A 21747-nucleotide genomic window follows, 5' to 3' on the forward strand; every position below is an offset into this window, starting at 1 on the left:
CAGCACAGGTGTCCGGGGCCTCCGCCGTTCCCGCGGGCCCCGGACACCTGTGCTGTCCGGGGTCTCCGCCGTTCCCACGGGGCCCGCGGTGCTGAGCGGGGGGTACTGCTCCGTGCCCGGTTGACCCCGCCGCGCCAGGCCCGTCGTTCTGGCCGCAGCACTGCCGTCCTGGCCCGCAGCACCGCCGTGGACAGCACAGTCGCCTGAAGCCGGCGTGAGCCTGCTGTGGACCGCTTCTCGGGCCCGTGGGTCCGCAGTGCCTGGTCGGGGCCCTCAGGACCGATGTGCGGCCACCGGCCGCGCCATCGGCGGCCGGGCGTCCCGTGGGACGTGCCCAGGCCGTCCCGGTCCCTCGCAGGCGGTTCCCGGGTGCGCCGGCAGGCAGCACGGGACCGGCGTGTGCCGGGAGGCCGTGGCTCCGCGTCCGCAGAGGAGCACCATGCATCGGGGCTCCGTCGAGCCTCGGCGCGTCCCGCATGTCCGCGACACCGGCGTACTGATGCGCGACGGTCCGGCATCGGCGATGAGAACAGGCTGTCCAGCGGCGTCCCGACGGATACGCTGCGCCGACGACGTCCTCGATTTCCTGCCGCTGCGCTGCAGCGGCACTGCCGGTAGACGAGCTGCACGCGGCCTCGGAGGCCTTCCACGCGGTCGTGCGGGAGGGGGGGAGACGTCAGCCGCCCGGGAAGATGCACTGGAGGCCCCCACGAGGGCGTGGCGCCGGTCCTGGCGGACGCTGACCGGACCCCGACTGCGGGCACCGTCCCACCGGCGGATCGGTCGACCGGCGGCTGTGCGGTCCCGGACCTCTCCCATGGCGACACGGTCCTGCAGGGCGCCGCAGGGCGGGGGTGGCGCACCGGGCCGTGCGGGAGACGTCTGCCTTGTGGGGACTCGTCCGGCCGGCTGGACAGCTTCGCTCCGTCGAGTGTCACGCGTGGTCTCGCGCGCTCCCGCCCGTGCCCGCCGGACGCGCCCTCTCCTCGGCCCGGCACCAGCCGCGGTCCCCGTACACGTCGCTGTGCCCGGGGAGCACCGCTCGGGCAGACATGGCTCATCCGGGGGGCCCGGCCGCCTTCGGTCCAGCCTCCGGTACGCCGTCGCGGAGAAGGCTGGTGCGCTGCCGCCGGTAGAGGCCAGGCTCTGCAGACCACGGACACGCATCAGTCGGAGGCCCGGCGGCACAGGACGATGGCGTCTCCGCACGCGTCCAGCAGTCGCATTGCCTCGAACCGCCAGGGACCGGGTCCGAGCGGTGACCGGCACGGAACGCCCTCGGTCCGGACGGTCCGGATTCGCGGTGCCGGCCGGTGACGTCGGACATCTCGGAGCGGGCGGCGAAGAACACGTCAGGAAGCAGACCGGGAACTCCGCGGCGACCGCCGGTGGTGAGCCCGCCGGCCTGGTCGAGGACGCCGCCGGCCCGAGCGGCGCAGGCCGCTCGTCGGCGGCAGGGGGGGAAGAGAAGAGCTCGCTGGAGCGCACATGACGGGGCCCCGGGAGGATGATCCTCCCGGGGCCCCGTCAGTCGGTCGGACGGCTCAGCGGACGAGCTCCCGGTCCTGGGAACCGGCCGTCACGGCCTCCACCTCGTGGTGGTGGTGCGAGGCCTCGAGCTCGGCCGGGGTCACGGGGGCCACGCGGTCCTCGAAGAAGAACCGGCTGACCCGCTCGCGCATCTTCTCCACGCCCGTGATCTTGCCCTTGCCGTTGGGCTGGGCCGGCAGCACGTCGTAGTCCGGCATGGAGACGAGACGGTAGCGCTTGTACTCGTCGAGCGGCTCGTGCACCTCGATGAACTCACCGTGGGGCAGCTGCTGGACGCGGCCGGTCTCGCGGCCGTGCAGCACGATCTCACGGTCCTTGCGCTGCAGCGCCAGGCAGATGCGCCGGGTGATCATGAAGCCGAGGATCGGGCCGAGGAAGTACGCCGCCCGCAGCCAGTACAGGACGTCGTTGACGGCCACGTGGAAGTGCGTGGCGATGAGGTCACCACTGGCCGCCACGAGCATCACGGTGTAGAAGACCACACCGGCGACGCCCATGGCGGTGCGGAACGGGGCGTTGCGCGGGCGGTCCAGGATGTGGTGCTCGCGGTCGTCCTTCGTGACCCATCGCTCGACCCACGGCCAGGCGGCCATCAGGCCGAACAGCACTGCCAGGGGCATCATCGGCAGCAGGACGTTGAAGGGGATCGACATCCCCCAGAAGGTCCACTCCCAGCTGAACGGCCAGTTGCCGGGCATGAGGCGCACGGCGCCGTCGGTGAAGCCCATGTACCAGTCGGGCTGCGAGCCGGCCTGCACGGGGGACGGGTCGTACGGCCCGTAGTTCCAGATGGCGTTGATGGTGGTGGTGCCCGCCATCAGCGCCATGATGCCGAACACGATGAAGAAGAAGCCGCCCGCCTTGGCCGCGTAGACCGGGCCGACCGGGAAGCCGACCACGTTGTTCTCGGTGCGGCCCGGGCCGGGGAACTGGGTGTGCTTGTGCACGACGACCATGAACAGGTGGACCACGATGAGGCCCAGGATCGCCGCGGGGATCAGCAGCACGTGGATGATGTAGAGGCGCGCGATGATGTCGTGGCCGGGGAACTCGCCGCCGAACAGGAACATCGACAGGTAGGCGCCCACCAGCGGGATCGCCTTGAGGATCGCGTCGGCGATCCGCAGGCCGTTGCCGGAGAGGACGTCGTCCGGCAGGGAGTAGCCGGAGAAGCCCGCGACGATGGTCAGCAGGAACAGGCCCACGCCGACGAGCCAGTTCAGCTCGCGCGGCCGGCGGAACGCGCCGGTGAAGAACACGCGGAGCATGTGCACGGCCACGGCGGCGGCGAACACGAGTGCGGACCAGTGGTGGATCTGGCGCAGGAACAGCCCGCCCCGGATGTCGAAGGAGATGTCGAGCGAGGACGCGTAGGCCGCGGACATCTCGACGCCCTGCATCGGCACGTACGAGCCCTCGTACTCCAGCGCGGCCATCGAGGGCTCGAACCAGAGCGCCAGGAACGTGCCCGAGAGCAGGAGGATGACGAAGGTGTACAGGGCCACCTCGCCGAACATGAAGGACCAGTGGTCCGGGAAGATCTTCCGGCCGAACTCCTTGACCATCGGCGACATGCCGACGCGGGTGTCGACGAAGTTCGCGATCCGGCCGGTGCTGGTCTGCGGCTTGTACTCGTAATCAGTGGACGTTGACATCAGTTCGCCTCACCCTGCATCTCTTCGACATGGGTACCCCGCTGGGAGTAGGTCGGTCCGACCGGTTCCTGGAAATCGCTGCGGGCCACGAGGTAGCCCTCGTCGTCCACGGTGATCGGCAGCTGGGGGAGGGGCCGGGCAGCCGGCCCGAAGATGACCTCGCACTCGTTGGTGAGGTCGAACGTGGACTGGTGGCACGGGCACAGCAGGTGGTGCGTCTGCTGCTCGTACAGGGCCACCGGGCACCCGACGTGGGTGCAGACCTTCGAGTAGGCGAAGATGCCGTCGACGTTCCAGTCGGCCCGCTCGGGGGACACGTTGACGGTCTCGGGGTCCAGGCGCATCAGCAGGACCACGGCCTTGGCCTTCTCGTCCAGGTAGCCCTCGTTGTGCCCGATGGAACTCAGGTTCTCCGGCACGACGTGGAAGGTGGAGCCGAGAGTGACGTCCGAGGCCTTGATCGGCGTCCCGGAGGGGTCGCGGACCAGGCGGATGCCCTCGTCCCAGAGGGTCTCCTTGAGGACGTCCAGGTTCGTGGGCCCCAGGTCCTTGAGCAGGCCGACGAACGGCAGGGGGGCGAGGACCGCGGCGCCGATGAGGGTGTTGCGCAGCAGCGGACGACGCTTGATGCCGGACTCGTCGTAGATCGTGGTGAGGATGCTCTGCGCGTCGGCGCGCTGTTCCTCGGTGCGGACCGCGTGCCGGTTCTCGACCAGCTCGTGGTCCGGCATGAGCGTGCGCGCCCAGTGCACGACCCCCAGGCCGATGCCGAACATGCCGAGCGCGATGCCGAGCCCCAGCAGGAGGTTCTGCAGCTGCAGCGCCCGGGTGGGCGCCGTGTTCGTGACGTCGTAGATCGGGCCGTCCACCCGGACGCCGAAGTAGCCGACGAAGAACAGGACGGAGCCGATGATCGAGATCAGGAACAGGAGGACGACCTGCCGCTCGGCGCGGTTGGCCGCCCGGTCGTCGACGTCCGTCAGGCGCGGGCGGTGCGGGGGCAGTCCGGGGTCAGGGAAACGCTCCATCGCCGTGGTGCCCGTGGTGGCAACTGTTCCCGACTCGTGGGGAGTGCCGTCACTGTGGCTTCCCATGTGTGGTCCCTCATTCTTCTCTTGGTGCAGTTGATCGTAGCTAGTGGGTCCGACATCCGCCGCCGGGGCGGCGGCTCAGGCGGAGCGGGAGGTGAGCCAGATGGTGAACCCGATGATGACCGCGAGTCCGATGGTCCAGACGAACAGGCCCTCCGAGACCGGGCCGAGCGCGCCGAGGCCGAACCCGCCCGGGTTGGGGCTCTCCTCGAGGGTCTTCAGGTACGTGATGACATCCCGCTTCTCCTCGGGAGTGATGTTCGCGTCGTTGAAGACCGGCATGTTCTGCGGGCCCGTCTGCATGGCCTCGTAGATGTGCGCCTCCTCGACGCCCATCAGGGACGGGGCGTACTTGCCGCGGGTCAGAGCGCCACCGGCGCCGGCGGCGTTGTGGCACATGGCGCAGTTGGCGAGGAACACCTTCGCACCGTTGGCGGCGTTGCCCTGGGTGACGTCCAGGTACTCCTCCTCGGGCAGCGCGGGGCCGGGGCCCAGGCTCGCGACGTAGCCGGCCATCTGGGCGGTCTCCTCGGGGCTGAACTGCGGAGCCTTCTGCGGAGCCTGGGGGCCGTTGGCCTGCATGGGCATGCGGCCGGTGCCGACCTGGAAGTCGACGGCCGCGGCGCCGACGCCGATCAGCGACGGCCCGGAGGGGGAGCCCGCACCGTCGAGACCGTGACAGGTCGAGCAGTTCGCGATGAACAGCTTCTCGCCCTCCTCGAGGTCCTGGGCCGAGTACGACTCGGTCTGCGCCTTGGCCTCGTTGGTGGTGGTGGCGACTGCGTAGAGCCCACCGCTGAGGAGCAGGGCCAGGACCATCAGTACGAGGACTGCGAGAGGGTGGCGCCGCTGTTGCGAAAGTGCCTTCACGTCAAACGTTCCTTTAACTCGGTGCTGCGTTGGTTTGCTGGGGTCGTCCCCGGGAGGGCGCGGGCTACTTCAGGAAGTAGACCACGAGGAAGAGGACGATCCAGACGACGTCCACGAAGTGCCAGTAGTAGGAGACGACGATCGCGGAGGTGGCCTCGAAGTGCCCGAAACGCTTGGCCACGAAGGCGCGGCCCATGATGAACAGGAAGGCGATGAGCCCACCCGTCACGTGCAGGGCGTGGAAGCCGGTCGTGATGTAGAAGGCGGAGCCGTACGCGTGGGCCGGGATGCTGATGCCGTGCGAGACGAGCTCGGCGTACTCGAACGCCTGCACCGCCACGAAGATCGCCCCCATGATGAAGGTCAGGGCGAACCACTCGACCATGCCCCAGCGGCGCACGTCGAGGACGCCGCCGGTGCGGCGGGGCTGGAGGCGCTCGGCCGCGAAGACGCCGAACTGGCAGGTCACCGAGCTCGACACCAGGATGATGGTGTTCGCGGTGGCCAGCCACACGTTCAGCTTGGCCGACTCGTCGGCCCACAGCTCCGGGGAGGTGGAGCGCAGCGTGAAGTACATGGCGAAGAGGCCGGCGAAGAACATGACCTCGGAGGCGAGCCACACGATGGTGCCCACGGAGGTCAGGTTGGGTCGGTTGATCGACCCGCCTACCGGCTTGGCTGGGGTCTGGGTTGCAGTCGTCACAGAGACATTATGTCGCCAAAACTCCCGGTGGACCAACCAGGATCGGATCGGGCGATTTGCGTGTCCGGCGCCCCGCGCCGCACGTGACCGGGCCCGGGGCCGCGTCCGGCGGCCGGGGGTGCCGGATCCCGCGCCCGGGGGAGCTCGCGGGGGTCTCTCGTGATCTGCGGCACCACCGTCCGGGGTCCGTCCGGGCGGACCCGTGCCGGCCGCCGCCGGGGCGGGCGATACGATCGGGGGCGTGAACACGACGACTCCGGCGACCGCACCGCACTTCGAGTGGCCCGACCTCATCACCGCGCTGATCTCGGGGGCCGACCTGACCCGGGAACAGGCGTACTGGGCCATGGACACCGTCATGTCCGGGGAGGTGCCGGACGTCGTCATCGCCGGCTTCCTCGTGGCCCTGCGGGCCAAGGGCGAGACGGTGGAGGAGCTCACCGGCCTGGCGGACGCGATGGTCTCCCGGGCCCGGCCGGCCGACATCCCCGGGCCCGCCCTGGACATCGTCGGCACCGGCGGCGACCGGCTCTCCAGCGTGAACATCTCCACGATGGCCGCGCTGGTCTGCGCGGGCGCGGGGGCGAAGGTCGTCAAGCACGGCAACCGGGCGTCGTCGTCGAAGTCCGGCTCCGCCGACGTCCTCGAGGCCCTCGGTGTCCGTCTGGACCAGCCGGTCGACCTGGTGGAGTCGGCCGCGGAGCACGTGGGCATCACGTTCCTGTTCGCCCAGACGTTCCACCCGTCGATGCGCTACGCGGCCGCGGCCCGGGCCCAGCTGCGGGTGGCCACGACCTTCAACGTCCTCGGGCCCATGACCAACCCCGCCCGGGTCGAGGCCTCGGCGATCGGGGTGGCCGACCGCGCCCTGGCTCCGCTCATCGCCGGGGTCTTCGCGGCCCGGGGCCACCGCGCCCTCGTCTTCCGCGGCGGCGACGGACTCGACGAGCTCACCGTGACGGCGCCCTCGGAGGTCTGGGAGGTGCGCGGCGGCAGCATCGAGCACCACGAGCTCGAGCCCCTCGACCTCGGCATGCCGCGGGCCACGGTCGAGGACCTGCGCGGACGGGACGCCCTGTACAACGCCGGGGTCGTCGAGCAGGTGCTGGCGGGGGAGCCGGGGCCCGTGCGCAACGCCGTCCTGCTCAACGCGGCGGCCGGCCTGGTCGCCTTCGACGAGGAGGCGGAGGGCTCGTTCCACGACCGTCTGGCGGCCGGGGTCCGGCGCGCCGAGCAGGCCGTGGACAGCGGCGCCGCGCGCGCGGTCCTGGACCGCTGGATCGCCCACACCGCCCGCTGAAGGGCGCCGGGGGAGCCGACGGCCGGTGGCCGGTGAGCAGGTGCTCACCGGCCTCCGGCCGTCCCGGGGCGTCCCGACGGGGTCGGGCCGGTGGGGTCGGTCGACGCCGGGGGTCAGTCGATGCCGAGGGAGAAGGCGGCGTCGAGGTCGTGCGTGCTGTAGGTGCGGAAGGCGATGTTGGTGTTCGTCCCCACGACGCCGTCGACCTTGGAGAGACGGTCGGCGATGACGTCCGCGAGGTCCTCGTGCCGGTGCACGCGGACCATGGCGATCAGGTCCCAGTCGCCGGTCACGGAGTACACCTCGCTGATCCCGGGGATCTCGGAGATCTGCTCCGCGACCTCGGGAATGCGGTCGGCGGAGGTCTTGATGAGGACGATGGCGGTGAGCATGGGACGCCTTTCTCGGGACGGGGCCGGCCGGGGCCGGGGGGAGCAGGATGGATCAGGGCCGGCGGTGCGTCCGTGCCGCGCGCACCGCCAGGGCGAGCACGCGGTGGCCCAGCAGGAGCACGGCGAGGACACCCAGGGTCACCAGCACGAAGCTCGGCGCGGTGCCCTCGCCGGCGAGGACCCGCAGGGCCATGCCCGCGGTGACGGTCGTCAGCCACAGGGCGACCCCGTGGGGCCACAGGTCGACGGGGTGGCGGGGCAGTCGCCAGAGGACCCAGCCCAGCAGCAGTCCGGTCAGGAACGGCCAGGCGGTCTCCAGCAGGCCCACGGGGTCGAGGGCATGGGTGCTGCGCCCGACGGCGGCGAAGAGGAGGATCAGGAGCACGTCAACGACGAGGACCACCGGCCAGGAGCTCCGGTGTCCGGGGCGCCCGGTGGGCCGCGGGGTGGTGGGGGCCGTGGTGTGCATGCTGGCAGTCTAGTGCGGGCCCCGGTGCGGCCGGCGTGCACCGCTCGGGTTGAAGGTAAGCCTGAAGGTTGAGGAATGGATGAGGTCCGGCGCCGGACGAACTCTCAACCTTCGACCATGAGTCCAGGGATATGCAGGCATCGTTCTGAAGCGGTCATGATCCGAGTCCAGGCAAGGCGACCTCCACTGGATGCCCGAGGGTGGTCGTTCTCGCGAGGGGCTCGGTCAGCCCGGCTCCCGGCCGTGCGCAGAGTAGGCGCGAGCATCGCGGCGGTCGCCGGCGCGGAGGTGCGACGGTGTGCGGGGCGGTGGTTCCGGATGCGGCGTGGAGGGGGCCGAAGGGTCGAGCGGGGAGGCCCCTTTCCAGCGCTACTTTACATAATGTAGATTATCGGCGCTTTGGACAGAGCCGATCGGGGCGCCGAAAACGGCCGTGTCGGGACGTGCCTCCTGCCGATGCTCCGTCTGCACCGGTGTCTCCGTCGCGGGTGCCGGTCGGTCGCCGGGACATGGACTTAGGACGCCGCTCGGACTGATTCGTTCCGCGCCGTTCGGACCGGGCCGTCGACCGGATTGACGGATCGCCGTGGAATGCACCGTGGATGCGTGGGACGGCCACGCCATGCCGATGCTGTCGCACGCCGTCCGACCACGGAACGTGCCGACCGACGACGGCACCGAGCCGGCGGTCCGTTCGTCCGGGTGACGTTCGGTACCGGCGGACGCCCTCCTGCCCGCGTCCGCCATGCCGGCTGGCTGCCGTACGACGTCCCCGGTCCTCCAGACGCCCCTGGCCGGTCCGTGGTGCTCGCCGTACCCGCCGGTGATGCTTGTTGGACCCTGCAGTCGGTGCTCGACGGACCTCTGCACAGTTTGTGGTGCGAGTCACAGGAGCGTTGCCGTTCGGGCCCGTCCTCGTCGGCCGCCCCCTGAGCCGTTCCCTGCGCTCCGCCCGTGGACAGGCGTCCTCCCTCGGTGTGGATCCGGACCGCCGGGGACTGCTGCCGGTACTCCCCTGGCTCCTGCAGTTCCTGTCCCTTCGCCACGGGCGGCTGACCCGACGGGCTCCGGAGGCACCGCTCAGGACGCCGGGCGCCGCGTTCGACCGTCACGCCCCGACGTAGGCCGCGAGGTGCCGGCCGGTGAGCGTCGAGCGGGCGGCCACGAGGTCCGCGGGCGTGCCCTCGAAGACCACCCGGCCGCCCTCGTGACCGGCGCCGGGGCCGAGGTCGACGATCCAGTCGGCGTGGGCCATGACCGCCTGGTGGTGCTCGATCACGACGACCGACTTCCCGGAGTCGACGAGCCGGTCGAGCAGGCCGAGCAGCTGTTCCACGTCGGCCAGGTGCAGGCCGGTGGTCGGCTCGTCCAGGACGTAGATCTCCCCCGGCGCCGCGAGCTGGGCGGCCAGCTTCAGCCGCTGCCGCTCCCCGCCGGAGAGCGTGGTGAGCGGCTGGCCGAGCACCAGGTAGCCGAGCCCCACGTCGGCCAGCCGGCCGAGGATCTTCTGGGCGGCCGGCGTGCGGGCCTCACCGGCTCCGAAGAAGTCCAGGGCCTGCGCCACGGGCATGGCCAGGACCTCGGCGATGTCCCGGCCGGCCAGCGTGTGCTCCAGCACGGCGCTCTGGAAGCGCTTTCCGCCGCAGTCCGCGCAGGTGGTCTCGACCGTCGCCATCGGACCCAGGTCCGTGTAGACGACCCCGGCGCCCTTGCAGGCGGCGCAGGCGCCCTCGGAGTTGGAGCTGAACAGTGCGGGCTTCACCCCGTTGGCCTTGGCGAAGGCCTTGCGGATCGGGTCGAGCAGGCCGGTGTACGTGGCCGGGTTGCTCCGGCGCGAGCCGCGGATCGCGCTCTGGTCGATCAGCACCACGCCCTCCCGGCCCGCGACCGAGCCGCGGACCAGCGAGCTCTTGCCCGATCCGGCGACACCGGTGAGCACGCAGAGCGTCCCGAGGGGGATGTCGACGTCGACGTCCTGGAGGTTGTTGGCGTCGGCGCCGCGGATCCCGAGGATGCCGGTGGGCGTGCGCACCGTCTCCTTGAGGGACGCGCGGTCGTCGAGGTGCCGGCCCGTGAGCGTGCCGGAGGCGCGCAGCCCCTCGACGGTGCCCTCGAACACGACGGTCCCGCCGTGGCTGCCGGCACCCGGGCCGAGGTCGACGACGTGGTCCGCGATCGCGATGGTCTCCGGCTTGTGCTCCACGACGAGCACGGTGTTGCCCTTGTCCCGCAGCTGCAGGAGCAGGTGGTTCATCCGCTCGATGTCGTGGGGGTGCAGGCCGATGGTGGGCTCGTCGAAGACGTAGCTCACGTCAGTGAGGGAGGACCCGAGGTGCCGGATCATCCTGGTGCGCTGGGCCTCTCCCCCGGACAGCGTGCCGGTCGGGCGGTCGAGGGAGAGGTAGCCGAGCCCGATCTGCGTAAAGGCGTCGAGGAGGTGCTGCAGCCCCGCGAGCAGCGGGGCGACCGACGGCTCGCGCAGCTCCCGCACCCAGTCGGCCAGGTCGCTGATCTGCATCGCGCAGACGTCGGCGATGTTCTTCCCGTCGATCCTCGAGGAGCGGGCCGGTGCGCTCAGCCGGGTGCCGCCGCACTCGGGGCAGGAGGTGAACGTCGCGGCGCGCTCCACGAAGGCCCGCACGTGCGGCTGCAGCCCCTCGATGTCCTTGGACAGCATGGACTTCTGGATCCGCGGGATCAGCCCCTCGTAGGTCAGGTTGATGCCGTCGACGACGATCTTCGTGGGCTCCTTGTGCAGCAGGTCGTGCAGCTCCCGCTCGGAGTACCGGCGGATCGGCTTGTCCGGGTCGAAGAAGCCGCAGCCGCGGAAGATGCGGCCGTACCAGCCGTCCGTGCTGTAGCCGGGGATCGTGAGCGCGCCCTCGTTGAGCGACAGGGCGTCGTCGTAGAGCGCGGACAGGTCGACGTCGCTGACCGAGCCCATGCCCTCGCACCGCGGGCACATGCCGCCGAGGACGGTGAACGTCGTCTTCTCCGGCCGCGTCCTGCCGGGGCCGCGCTCGACGGTGATCGCGCCGCTGGCCCGCACCGAGGGCACGTTGAACGAGTACGCGTTGGGTGAGCCGATCTGCGGCGTCCCGAGCCTGCTGAAGAGGATCCGGAGCATCGCGTTGGCGTCCGTGGCGGTGCCGACCGTCGAGCGGGGATTGGCGCCCATCGGCTCCTGGTCGACGACGATGGCGGTCGTCAGGCCCTCCAGCAGGTCGACCTCGGGCCGGCCCAGCGCCGGCATGAAGCCCTGCACGAAGGCGCTGTAGGTCTCGTTGATCAGCCGCTGCGACTCCGCGGCGATCGTGCCGAACACCAGTGAGCTCTTGCCGGAGCCCGAGACGCCGGTGAACACGGTCAGCCGGCGCTTGGGGATCTCGATGCTGACGTCCCGGAGGTTGTTCTCCCGAGCGCCCTGCACACGGATGAGGTCGTGGCGGTCGGCGAGGTGCGGCTCCGTCCGGGCTGGCGTGCTCATGGTCTCGGCCTCTCCCGGGCGGCTCCGCCCGCGTCTCGCCCGGGAACGACGCCCGCCCCGGTCCGGTCCGAGCCTACGGCCGGTGGCCCGTCCTGTCCGCCGGGCGCGGTCCGCGCACGGCGACCGGGTGCCCGCGGCGTGGCGGCGCCCCGTCCGATGACGTGCATGTGACGCGGAATCCGTCCGCACATCTGTGGACCCCGGCCCGCGAGCGCCGGGGACGGGCCTGTCGGCGCCCCGGCTCCGGATACGCTCCCCGTGACCGAACGGTGTGTGCACCGGCAAATGCCGGTGCCGAGGGGAGGAGCGCTGTGGGACGACGGAACGGCACGGGCATGACGGACATCCGCGGACACGGGCTGGTGACGTCCCTGCTGGGGCTGTCCGTGCTGGTCCTGGCGGGCTGCGGCCAGGGTGGTGCCGCCCCGTCGGAGGCGCCGCCGCCGAGCGCCTCCGGCTCGGTGGCCCTCTCCCCCGCGCACGGCGGGCTCGGCGGGGGCAACCTGGTCCTGGCCGACACCGGGGAGGACACCGAGGGCCCGATCACCGCCCGCTTCGGCGGGACGGAGGTCGAGTGCCCGTTCGACGAGCGGTCCGCCCGCCACGCCTGCACGGCCCCGTCGGTGGGTGCGCCCGGCACGGTGGAGGTGTCCTTCGCCGCCGGCGGGGACGAGATCGGGGAGAAGACCGCCTACACCTACACGACGCCGGGCACGCAGGACGTCCCCGTGCTGACGGTCGACACGGGGACCGTGCGGCGCAACGCCGAGGAGATCCGGGCGGACTTCCCGCAGGACGTCCAGCTGGGGGCGGTGCTGAAGAACGGCGAGCCGGTGGACGTGTTCGGGAAGGTCATCGAGGACGCGGCCGACGTCGACTACCTCTTCGTGCCGAAGCTCGACGACGCCATCGCCCTGCGCGAGGCCGGGGTGCGGGCGCGGATCGCCGTGCTCTACGCCGCCCAGGTCGAGGACATCCCGCTGCTGGTGCACTACGACGTGGAGGTGCCCGCCATCGATCCCGCCTGGGTCGACGCGGCCGAGCAGGTGCTGGCCACCACGGGCGGGACGCTGAAGGTGCACCTGTGGGTGGACACCGGCATGGGGCGGGAGGGTGTGGTGCCCGAGGAGGCGCTGCCCCTGGCCCGCGCCGTCGAGGGGGCCTCGCACCTGGAGCTGGCGGGGATCGCCACGCACTTCTCCACGGTCACCGCCGAGGACGCGGAGGCCATCGAGCGCAACGACACCGCCAACACGACCGTGGCGCAGAAGAACCGCTTCGACGGCGCCGTGGCCGCCATCCGTGACGCCGGCCTCGGCCAGGACGCCCTGATCCACGCCGGGGCCAGCGACGTCCTCGACCACGGCATCGAGGCGCTGTACTACGACCTGCTGCGGGTCGGCGGGATGTTCTTCAGCAGCGCCCCGCCGGAGACGAGCGTGTACTCCTGGACGACGGAGCTGAGCCAGGTCAAGACGCTCCCGGAGGGCTGGTGCATCGACTACGGGTGCACCGATCCGACCACGGCGCCCACGAAGGTGGGACTGATCCACCACATCCCGTCCCGGGAGAACGAGCTGGACTTCACGGTGGGCGGCCGGCGCGTCCCGGTGCTGCTCGACCACGGCACGGTCGTGACCCTGGACCTCTCGGAGGTCCCGGACGCCGCGGCGGGCGACGAGGTGGTCATCGACTTCAGCGCCGAGGCCTTCCACATGCTCGACGCGACCGCGCCGCTGCCGGTGACCACGACCGGGGGGTGAGCGGGGGCGTCAGCGCCCTGCGATCCCGTCCTCGGCGTCCCGGGCGCCGTCCAGGTCGTGGTCCAGCACGTGGTCGGCGTGAAAGCTGCGGGCGAGCTCGCGGTTGCGGGCGGCCCGGCGCGCGGAGGTGCCCGGAGGCACGGTGACGTCGACGTACACCACGGGCCTCCCGGAGGCGCTCTCCAGCCGGGCGCGCAGTCTCTCGGCGCGGTCGTCCCCGGGTGCGCACCGCCCGGTGCCGAGCAGGACCAGCGCCCGCTCGAAGTCGGGCTCGGCGGCGAGCCAGCGGCTCATCATGGCGGGCAGCCGGGACTGGAGGGCCGAGAGGCCGACCACGGCGGTGGCCGTGCCGGCCAGCCACGCGCCCGCGGCCGTGACCGCCACCGAGGTGACGAGCTTCATGGGTTCCCTCCTTCTGCCTGGCACGGTCCGGTCGGGCCCGCCGGGGCGCGGGTGGGACTCGGGTGCGGGGCCGCGGATCCTTCCCGGACCCGCGGCGCCACCGTTGTCGGGTGAACAGCAGGGAAAGCCCGGGTATTCCGGGCGGCCCCGCCTGCGGACGGCGGCCGCCGCGCCGCTCCCGGGCCGCGTCGGTGGGCTGGGGCACAATGGAGACCAGGGCGCACGCCCTGGCGAAGGCGCAGGAGAGGTCGGGACCGATCATGTGGGAATGGCTCGTCGACAACGCGTGGCTGTTCTGGTTGCTGGCGATGATCGTGCTGGCCGCGATCGAGATGCTGACCCTCGACTTCGTGTTCCTGATGCTGTCCGCGGCGTCCCTGCTGGCCTTCGGCCTGAGCTGGGTCACGGACAACTTCGTGGTCCAGGTGGTGGCCTTCGCCCTGGCCGCGGTCCTGCTCATCTTCCTCGTCCGGCCCATCGCCCTGCGCCGGATCAACCGGTCCACCCCCGGCACCGTGTCCAACGCGGCCCGGCTCATCGGCCTGCCCTGCCAGGTCCTGGACCCCGTCACCGCCCGCAGCGGGCTGGTGCGCCTGGAGGGCGACACCTGGAGCGCCCGCTCGGTCACCGGCGAGCAGCTGCCGGTGGGCAGCGACGTCTACGTCCACGAGATCGAGGGCGCCACCGCCCTGGTGGCCCCGCACCCCGCCCCGACCGCCGACGGCCGGCCCGAGCCGCGCCCGTCCTTCTGAGTTCCCGCACCGGAGGCCCCGCGCCGCCGGACCCGGCGTCGCCGACGTCGCGCCGCACCCACCGAGAGAGGCCCCCGTGGACCTAGCCGTCATCATCCTGCTCGCCGTCCTGATCGTCCTGGTCGTGATCATCCTGTTCCGCTCCGTGCGGATCGTCCCGCAGGCACGGGCCGGCATCGTGGAGCGTCTCGGCAAGTACCGCACGACCCTGACCCCGGGGCTGCACTTCCTCATCCCGTTCATCGACCGGCTGCTGCCGCTGATCGACCTGCGCGAGCAGGTGCAGTCCTTTCCCGCGCAGTCCGTGATCACCGAGGACAACCTGGTCGTGGGCATCGACACCGTCGTCTACTTCCAGGTCACGGACCCGCGCGCGGCGACCTACGAGATCGTCGACTACATCCAGGCCGCGGACCAGCTGACCTCCGCCACGCTGCGCAACGTGGTGGGCGGGCTGAACCTGGAGGAGGCGCTCACCTCCCGGGACAAGATCAACGCGGAGCTGCGCGGCGTCCTGGACTCCACGACCGGGCGCTGGGGCATCCGGGTCTCCCGGGTGGACATCAAGGAGATCACTCCCCCGCCGTCCATCCAGGACTCGATGGAGAAGCAGATGCGCGCCGAGCGGGAGCGCCGCGCCGTGATCCTGACGGCCGAGGGCGACAAGCAGTCCCGGATCCTCATGGCCGAGGGCCAGCGGCAGTCGGCGATCCTCTCCGCCGAGGGCGAGGCGAAGGCCGCGATCCTGCGCGCCGACGGCGAGGCGCAGGCGATCCGCAAGGTCTTCGACTCGATCCACCGTGCCCGGCCCACGCAGAAGCTGCTGGCCTACCAGTACATCCAGACGCTGCCGAAGGTCGCCGAGGGCAGCGCGAACAAGGTCTGGATGATCCCCGCGGAGCTGGGCGACGCGCTGCGGGGCGTCGGCGAGTTCCTCTCCCGCCCCGACGAGGACGGCGACGGCCCCGGCCCGGCCGGCGAGGAGGACGCGGCACCGGTCGAGCCCGCCGGGGCGGAGGCGGAGCCCCTGGTCGCCCCGGAGGAGGTCCGGGTCACCGAGGAGGACCTGTCCCTGAACCTGGAGCGCACCACCGTGGACCCGGACGACTTCACCATCCCCCGTCCCTCGAGCATCGACCCGGACGCGCCCGTGCGCCTCGAGGACCCGATGCCGCCGCAGGACGGCCCGGCCGGCCGCTGAGGCGCGGGGCGCACCGGAAACCGGGCCCCGTGCGGGGAACATCCCGGGGGCCGTCGATGTTGCACCCTGAGGATCCCGGGTCCCTGTGGACCCGTCGTCAGCCCGAGCGTGCGCCACGGCCGTGGCCACCGTCAGTTATGGAGGAACCACCACTATGAGCGACCGCAGCCTCAGGGGAATGCGTCTGGGCTCCCAGTCGATGGAGACGGAGGCCGGCGTCGAGCCGGCCCCGCGCCAGCGCGTGGAGTACCGCACCACGGACGGCGAGTCGGTGACGGTCACCTTCGCCGCGGAGGCCGAGATCCCGCCGGTGTGGGTGTCGAAGACCGGCAAGGAAGCGATCATCGTCAACGGCGAGAAGCCGGAGAACCCCAACGAGAAGCACCAGCGCACGCACTGGGACATGCTCCTGGAGCGGCGCAGCGTGGACGAGCTGGAGGAGATCCTCGCCCAGCGGGTCGAGTTCTACCGGGCCAAGCACGCCATCTGAGCCCGCGCCCCGAGAAGTGCGCGGAGGGCCCCACCCGTTGCGGGTGGGGCCCTCCGCGCGTTCCCGGGGCGGTGTCCCCGGTCCGCTCAGCGGCCGGTGCGCCGGAGCTTGGCCGCCAGGGTCCTCGCGCGGGCGGTCAGTCCCCACTGGGCGACGCGGACGACGGCCTCGCGGGTGACGTCCGGGCTCATCTTCGACTCGCCCTCGGCGCGCTCCACGAAGGTGATCGGGACCTCCACCACGTGCAGGCCGGCGCGCTCCGTCCGCCAGCCGAGGTCGATCTGGAAGCAGTAGCCCTTCGAGTCGACCGTGTCCAGGCCGATCCGCTCGAGGGTCCCGCGGCGGAAGGCGCGGTAGCCGGCGGTGATGTCGTGGATCCGGGAGCCCAGCAGCGTGCGGGCATAGAGGTTGCCGCCGCGGGAGAGCAGCTGGCGCTGCACCGGCCAGTTCACGGTGCGGCCCCCGGGGACGTAGCGCGAGCCGATGGCGAGGTCGGCGCCGCGCTCCACCGCGTCCAGCAGCAGCGGGAGCTGCTCGGGCTGGTGGGAGCAGTCGGCGTCCATCTCGACCAGGACGTCGTAGTCCCGGGCCAGCCCCCAGCGGAACCCGGCGATGTAGGCGGCCCCGAGGCCGTCCTTGCTGGTGCGGTGCAGGACGTGGACGGCGGCGTCGGCGGCGGCCATCTCGTCGGCGAGCCGGCCGGTGCCGTCGGGGCTGTTGTCGTCCACCACCAGCACGTCGCCCTCCGGGACGGCCTGGCGCAGCCGGTCCATGACCGTGGGCAGCGACTCGCGCTCGTTGTAGGTGGGGATGACGGTCAGTACGCGCACCGGGTCGGTCCTTTCGAGGTCTCACCTGTTAAACCACAGGGCAGGCTCCCTCGCCTTCGGACCAGGCCAGCCCTGAGGGGATGCCGGCCTGTTTTCTAAGGACGAGTGAGCCCACCCGGCAGCAGTTGCCCAGCCTATCCTGCGCCGTGCGCTCGACCAAGATCGACCGACACGGGGCGGGGCCGGGCGGCGGGGCGGGAGCTCACCACCCGTCGGAGCGGAACAGCTCCACGCCGTCGAGCACGGTCTGCCGGCACACGGGCAGGGCCGCCCCGTCCAGGGCGGGCAGCAGCGGGGTGCGGGCGCGCGGGTCGGTGCTCCAGGAGGAGCCGGTGCCCTCGGCCTGCTGCACCATCAGCGCCTCCACGTCCCACACGGCGAAGGTCGCCGGGGTGCCGGGGGCGAGCTGGCCCTGCATCGGATCCGGGTGGCGGGCGGCCCGCCAGGCGCCGCGGGTGGAGGCGAGGAAGGCGGCGCGCGCGGAGATCCGCTGCTCCGGGTCGTGGTGCTCCAGGCAGGCGCGGACCGTCTCCCACGGGGACAGGGGCACCACGGGGGCGTCGCTGCCCAGGGCCACGGGCACGCCGGCGCGGTAGAAAGAGGCCAGCGGGTTCATCGCCGCGGCCCGCCCGGGGCCGAGGCGCTGCTCGTACAGCCCGCCCGGCCCGCCCCAGGCGGCGTCGAAGCCCGGCTGCACCGAGACGGTCACGGCGTGGCGGGCCAGCCGTTCGATGCCCTCCGGGTCGATCAGCTCGGCGTGCTCGAGGCGGTGGCCGGCGCCCTGGAGGGCCCGCTCCCCCACGAGCCGGGCGGCGCGGTCGAGACCGTCCAGGACCGCGTCCATCCCGGCGTCCCCGATGACGTGGAAGCCGCCCTGCAGACCGGCCTCGGTGGTCGCGGCCAGGTGGGCCGCGACGGCGTCCGGGTCGAGGTAGAGGTCCCCGGTGCTGGACGGCTCGTCGGCGTAGGGGGCGCGCAGGGCGGCCGTGCGGGAGCCCAGGGCGCCGTCCACGCAGAGGTCCCCGGCCAGCCCGACCAGCGACTCGTCCCGCCGCGGCGGGCGCCCGAGCAGCTCCGCCAGGGCCGCGTCGAAGCGGTCGACGACCGCGCGCGCCTGCGCGGCGGTGCGCACCAGCTCCCCCCGGTAGGGCAGCACGCGCGGGGTCGGCCCGTCGGCGTGGACCCCGTGGTTGGCGAGGGCGACCAGGTGCACGAGGTCCTCGACGGGAGCGACCTGCTCCGCGCTGGCCTCGGCGAGGGCCACGTAGCCCCGGGCCGCGGCGTGGCGCAGCCCCAGCCGGTGCAGCTCGGCCCGGCGCCCGGCGTCGAGGTCGAGGGCGGCGGCGCGCACCCGCTCGTGCGCGAGGTGCTCGACGCGGCCGTCGCCCAGCCAGCCGTCCACGGAGGCGAGGCCCAGGCGCCGGGCGAGGGACGCGGAGACGACTCCGGAGTGGACGTCGATGCGGGTGAGGTAGACCTCGCGCCCGCCGGCGGCGCGGTCCAGCTCCTGGGCCGTGGGGGCGCGCCGCTCGGGCCACACGGACTCGTCCCAGCCGGAGCCGAGGACCACCCCGCGGCCGGTGCGCGCGGCCCCGGCCACGGCGTCGAGGACGTCCTGGAGGGACCCGGCCGAGCTGAGGTCGAGGGTGGACAGGGACAGCGCCGTCTCGGTGAGGTGCACGTGGGAGTCCACGAACCCGGGCGCCAGCAGCCTCCCGTCGAGGTCCACCACGTCCATGGAGGAGTCCTGCAGGGACCGGGCGGCCTCCTCCGAGCCCACCCAGGCCACGCGCGGGCCGTCCACCAGGACGGCGGTGGCGAAGGGGTCGGCGGGACTGTAGACGGAGCCGTTGCGGTAGAGGACCGGACGGCGTGCGGGGGCGGTGGAACTCACGGGTCTCCTGTTCGGGACGGGCGTGGGCGGGCCGCGGACGGCCCGCGGGCGGGGCGGGCTCAGTCCTCGAAGGCCGAGTGGGCGACGACGCCGCGGCGCACCAGCGCGATCGCGCGCTGGCACTGGCTGCGCAGCTCGGGGCCGAGCAGGTCGATGGAGGCGAGCTGGTCGAGCATGTCGATCACCTGCTTGGCCCAGCGGACGAAGTCCCCGGCGGCGAGCTCGGTGCCGGTCAGGGCGGTGCTCAGGGTCGCGCCCCGCGCCCACAGGTACATGGGCTCCACCAGGCCGAACTCCGGCTCCGCCGTGGGCGGGAGGTGGTGCTCCTGCTCCCGGTCCGTGAGCACCGACCAGTTGCGCGCCACCGTCTGCGCCGCCCGGTCCATGGCCGCGGAGGGCAGCACGGGCTGGAAGCGCTGCTCCTCGCGCTTGGCCTGGTACACGAGCAGGGTGACCAGGCCGGCCGTGGCCGCGGGGTCGAGGCCGTCGAGGAAGCCGTCGCGCAGGCTCAGCGCCAGGAGCAGGTCCCGGTCCCCGTAGATCCGGCGCAGCTGCTCCCCGGCGTGGGTGGGCCGCACCTCGCCGTCGGGCAGGGTCTCGAGGTAGCCGAAGGAGTCCAGCACCTGGGAGACCCGGTCGAAGGTCTTGGCGATCGTGTTGGTGCGGCCCTCGATCTGGCGCAGCAGCCCGTCGGTGTCCCGGCGCAGCGTCCACCACCGCTCGGCCCAGCGGGCGTGGTGCTCGCGGTCGGAGCACCCGTGGCAGGGGTGGGCGCGCAGGGCCTTGCGCACGTCGGCGATGCGCTGCTCGGCGGCGCTGGTGCCGCGGTCGAACCGGACGGTGTGCCCGCGACCGCCGCCGCGCGGGGGCCGGTGCTCGTGCAGGGCGTTGCGCACGGAGGAGGCGAGGTCCCGGCGCTCCTTGGGGGACTTCCCGGTGAAGTGCTTGGGGATCCGGATCCGGGAGACCGGCTCCAGCGGCCCGTCCAGGTCCTGCGCGCCGACCCGGCGCAGCTGGTGGTCCAGGGTCAGGATGGAGGGGCGCGGGTCGTCCCGGTTCGGGTCGGTGCTCAGCACCACGGCGTAGCCGGCGTTGCGCCCGCGGGGGATCTCCACCACGTCGCCGGGCAGCAGGTCGTGCAGCGAGGCCACCGCGTCGGAGCGGCGCCGGCGGGAGTCGGAGCGCTCCGCGGCCCGCTCGAGGTCCTTCAGCTCCCGGCGCAGGGCCGCGTACTCGGTGAAGTCCCCCAGGTGGCAGGTCATCGCCTCCTCGTAGCCGCGCAGCGACTCCTCCTGGGAGCGGACCCGGCGGGCCAGGCCCACCACGGAACGGTCGGCCTGGAACTGGGCGAAGGAGGACTCGAGGATCTTGCGCGAGCGGTGGGCGCCGAACTGCGCCACGAGGTTCACGGACATGTTGTAGGTGGGCCGGAAGCTCGAGTTCAGCGGATAGGTGCGCTTCGAGGCGAGACCGGCCACGGTGCGCGGGTCCATGCCGGGCTGCCACAGCACCACGGCGTGGCCCTCGACGTCGATCCCCCGCCGCCCCGCGCGGCCGGTGAGCTGGGTGTACTCCCCCGGCGTGATGTCGACCCGCGACTCGCCGTTGAACTTGTCCAGCTTCTCCAGCACCACGGAGCGGGCCGGCATGTTGATGCCCAGGGCGAGGGTCTCGGTGGCGAAGACGGCCTTGACGAGGCCGTCGGCGAAGAGCTGCTCCACGAGCTCCTTGAAGGCGGGCAGCATCCCGGCGTGGTGGGCGGCCACGCCGCGCAGCAGGCCGTCGCGCCACTCGTAGAAGCCCAGGACGTTGAGGTCGGCCGCCTCGAGGGAGGCGGCGGTCTCGGCGACGCGCGCCCGGATGGTCTGCTGCTCCTTGTCGGTGGTCAGGCGGATGTCCGCGGCCACGCACTGCTGGACGGCGCCGTCGCAGCCGGCCCGGGAGAAGATGAAGGTTATGACCGGCAGCAGGCCCTCGGCGTCGAGCCGGCGGATCAGCTGCGGGCGGGAGACCCGGCGGGTCTCAGGCCCGGGGCGGAAGCCCTCGCCGCCGTTGCGGCGGGAGAACCGGTCGCGGGAGCGCCCGCCGGGGCCGCGTCCCCCGCGGCGGCCGCCACGGGGGTGCTCGGCGCGGGCGAGCTGGAGCAGCTCGGGGTTGACCTCCGGCTCGTCCCGGCCGGGCCCGCCGAGCCGCTCGGCCGCCTCCTCCACGGTGGTGTCGTCCACGAACAGGTCCAGCAGGCGCCCGCCCACCTGGACGTGCTGCCACAGCGGCACGGGGCGGTGCTCGGAGACGACGACGTCGGTGTGCCCGCGCACCGTGTCCAGCCACGCGCCGAACTCCTCCGCGTTGGAGACGGTCGCGGACAGGGAGACGAGCTGCACGCTCTCCGGCAGGTGGATGATGACCTCCTCCCAGACGGCGCCGCGGAAGCGGTCGGCGAGGTAGTGCACCTCGTCCATGATCACGAAGCCGAGGTTGAGCAGCGTCGGGGAGTCGGCGTAGAGCATGTTCCGCAGGACCTCGGTGGTCATCACCACGACGTCGGCCTCGGAGTTCACGGAGGTGTCGCCGGTGAGCAGCCCGACCCGCTCCGCGCCGAAGGCGCGGGAGAACTCGTGGAACTTCTGGTTGCTCAGGGCCTTGATGGGCGTGGTGTAGAACGCCTTCTGGCCGCGGGAGAGGGCGAGGTGGACGGCGAACTCCCCCACCACGGTCTTGCCGGCCCCGGTGGGTGCGGCCACGAGCGCCCCGCGGCCCTCCTCGAGGGACCGGCACGCGGTCACCTGGAACTCGTCCATCGCGAACTCCAGCCGCTGCTGGAACGCCGCCAGCTCGGTCCTGGCGTGGGCGGCCCGCTGCTTGGCGGCCAGGTATCGGTCGGCGTAGGAGGACAT

16 protein-coding genes are annotated in these 21747 nt (G+C 72.5%); 5 read left to right on the forward strand and 11 right to left on the reverse strand.

The annotated features are described in order from the left end of the window. Nucleotides 1-1544: 1544 nt before the first annotated feature. From qcrB to ctaE, 4 genes are all read right to left on the reverse strand, one after another. On the reverse strand, nt 1545-3206 hold the full coding sequence (qcrB, locus tag ACWCOM_RS13720) for a cytochrome bc1 complex cytochrome b subunit (RefSeq protein WP_454549301.1): 1662 nt from the start codon (nt 3204-3206) through the stop codon (nt 1545-1547). After that, nucleotides 3206-4300, reverse strand: a complete 1095-nt coding sequence (gene qcrA, locus ACWCOM_RS13725; RefSeq protein WP_454549302.1) for a cytochrome bc1 complex Rieske iron-sulfur subunit — start codon at nt 4298-4300, stop codon at nt 3206-3208. Before qcrA ends, qcrB begins: the two co-directional genes overlap by 1 nt. Nucleotides 4301-4375: 75 nt before the next feature. Beyond that, nucleotides 4376-5167, reverse strand: coding sequence for a cytochrome bc1 complex diheme cytochrome c subunit (gene qcrC / locus ACWCOM_RS13730; protein ID WP_454549303.1), 792 nt, complete (start codon nt 5165-5167; stop codon nt 4376-4378). A 64-nt stretch (nt 5168-5231) separates the two neighbouring features. After that, nucleotides 5232-5870, reverse strand: coding sequence for an aa3-type cytochrome oxidase subunit III (gene ctaE / locus ACWCOM_RS13735; RefSeq protein WP_454549304.1), 639 nt, complete (start codon nt 5868-5870; stop codon nt 5232-5234). Between the two features lie 241 nt (nt 5871-6111). Between ctaE and trpD the strand changes: the two genes are divergently transcribed. After that, nucleotides 6112-7170 carry an anthranilate phosphoribosyltransferase gene (gene trpD / locus ACWCOM_RS13740; RefSeq protein ID WP_454549305.1) on the forward strand — a complete coding sequence of 353 codons (1059 nt, stop codon included), beginning with the start codon at nt 6112-6114 and terminating at the stop codon, nt 7168-7170. Between the two features lie 113 nt (nt 7171-7283). Here the strand turns inward: trpD and ACWCOM_RS13745 are convergent, their stop codons facing one another. From ACWCOM_RS13745 to ACWCOM_RS13755, 3 genes are all read right to left on the reverse strand, one after another. Then, nucleotides 7284-7562 carry an Lrp/AsnC family transcriptional regulator gene (locus ACWCOM_RS13745; protein WP_454549306.1) on the reverse strand — a complete coding sequence of 93 codons (279 nt, stop codon included), beginning with the start codon at nt 7560-7562 and terminating at the stop codon, nt 7284-7286. Nucleotides 7563-7614: 52 nt separating this feature from the next. Further along, complete coding sequence (locus ACWCOM_RS13750; RefSeq protein WP_454549307.1) at nt 7615-8031, reverse strand: DUF3054 domain-containing protein; 417 nt, start codon at nt 8029-8031, stop codon at nt 7615-7617. Nucleotides 8032-9139: 1108 nt separating this feature from the next. Then, nucleotides 9140-11518 (reverse strand): ATP-binding cassette domain-containing protein, encoded by a 2379-nt coding sequence (locus tag ACWCOM_RS13755; RefSeq protein WP_454549308.1) that lies wholly within the window; start codon nt 11516-11518, stop codon nt 9140-9142. A 335-nt stretch (nt 11519-11853) separates the two neighbouring features. Here ACWCOM_RS13755 and ACWCOM_RS13760 point away from each other — a divergent pair, with 335 nt between their 5' ends. Continuing rightward, nucleotides 11854-13281 carry an alanine racemase gene (locus ACWCOM_RS13760; protein WP_454549309.1) on the forward strand — a complete coding sequence of 476 codons (1428 nt, stop codon included), beginning with the start codon at nt 11854-11856 and terminating at the stop codon, nt 13279-13281. Between the two features lie 9 nt (nt 13282-13290). On the opposite strand, the gene ACWCOM_RS13765 is transcribed toward ACWCOM_RS13760, so the two are convergent. Further along, the gene (locus ACWCOM_RS13765) at nt 13291-13683 is read right to left on the reverse strand and encodes a hypothetical protein (protein ID WP_454549310.1); all 393 of its coding nucleotides are present in this window, start codon (nt 13681-13683) and stop codon (nt 13291-13293) included. Between the two features lie 206 nt (nt 13684-13889). Here ACWCOM_RS13765 and ACWCOM_RS13770 point away from each other — a divergent pair, with 206 nt between their 5' ends. The 3 genes from ACWCOM_RS13770 (at nt 13890) to ACWCOM_RS13780 (ending at nt 16126) form a co-directional block, all read left to right on the forward strand. Beyond that, nucleotides 13890-14435 carry an NfeD family protein gene (locus ACWCOM_RS13770; RefSeq protein WP_454549311.1) on the forward strand — a complete coding sequence of 182 codons (546 nt, stop codon included), beginning with the start codon at nt 13890-13892 and terminating at the stop codon, nt 14433-14435. Between the two features lie 76 nt (nt 14436-14511). Then, a complete protein-coding gene (locus ACWCOM_RS13775) occupies nt 14512-15636 on the forward strand; it encodes an SPFH domain-containing protein (RefSeq protein ID WP_454549312.1) in 1125 nt (374 codons plus the stop codon). 154 nt (nt 15637-15790) lie between these two features. Continuing rightward, nucleotides 15791-16126, forward strand: coding sequence for an RNA polymerase-binding protein RbpA (locus ACWCOM_RS13780; protein ID WP_454549313.1), 336 nt, complete (start codon nt 15791-15793; stop codon nt 16124-16126). A gap of 86 nt (nt 16127-16212) precedes the next feature. Here ACWCOM_RS13780 and ACWCOM_RS13785 read toward each other — a convergent pair whose 3' ends face one another. The 3 genes from ACWCOM_RS13785 to ACWCOM_RS13795 form a co-directional block, all read right to left on the reverse strand. Continuing rightward, nucleotides 16213-16956: a polyprenol monophosphomannose synthase gene (locus ACWCOM_RS13785; RefSeq protein ID WP_454549314.1), complete on the reverse strand. Its 744-nt coding sequence runs from the start codon at nt 16954-16956 to the stop codon at nt 16213-16215. Nucleotides 16957-17158: 202 nt separating this feature from the next. Further along, complete coding sequence (locus ACWCOM_RS13790) at nt 17159-18850, reverse strand: amidohydrolase (protein ID WP_454549315.1); 1692 nt, start codon at nt 18848-18850, stop codon at nt 17159-17161. Nucleotides 18851-18909: 59 nt separating this feature from the next. Next, nucleotides 18910-21747, reverse strand: a complete 2838-nt coding sequence (locus ACWCOM_RS13795) for a DEAD/DEAH box helicase (RefSeq protein ID WP_454549316.1) — start codon at nt 21745-21747, stop codon at nt 18910-18912.

This window comes from Kocuria sp. KH4, from assembly GCF_053711175.1.

Bases quoted from the DNA above. Each gene is read 5' to 3' on its own strand.
- ACWCOM_RS13765 (WP_454549310.1), bottom strand. From the start codon at position 13,683: ATGAAGCTCGTCACCTCGGTGGCGGTCACGGCCGCGGGCGCGTGGCTG.
- ACWCOM_RS13760 (WP_454549309.1), top strand. From the start codon at position 11,854: ATGACGGACATCCGCGGACACGGGCTGGTGACGTCCCTGCTGGGGCTG.
- ACWCOM_RS13755 (WP_454549308.1), bottom strand. From the start codon at position 11,518: ATGAGCACGCCAGCCCGGACGGAGCCGCACCTCGCCGACCGCCACGAC.
- ACWCOM_RS13750 (WP_454549307.1), bottom strand. From the start codon at position 8,031: ATGCACACCACGGCCCCCACCACCCCGCGGCCCACCGGGCGCCCCGGA.
- ACWCOM_RS13745 (WP_454549306.1), bottom strand. From the start codon at position 7,562: ATGCTCACCGCCATCGTCCTCATCAAGACCTCCGCCGACCGCATTCCC.
- ACWCOM_RS13770 (WP_454549311.1), top strand. From the start codon at position 13,890: ATGGAGACCAGGGCGCACGCCCTGGCGAAGGCGCAGGAGAGGTCGGGA.
- ACWCOM_RS13795 (WP_454549316.1), bottom strand. From the start codon at position 21,747: ATGTCCTCCTACGCCGACCGATACCTGGCCGCCAAGCAGCGGGCCGCC.
- qcrA (WP_454549302.1), bottom strand. From the start codon at position 4,300: ATGGGAAGCCACAGTGACGGCACTCCCCACGAGTCGGGAACAGTTGCC.
- qcrB (WP_454549301.1), bottom strand. From the start codon at position 3,206: ATGTCAACGTCCACTGATTACGAGTACAAGCCGCAGACCAGCACCGGC.
- ACWCOM_RS13780 (WP_454549313.1), top strand. From the start codon at position 15,791: ATGAGCGACCGCAGCCTCAGGGGAATGCGTCTGGGCTCCCAGTCGATG.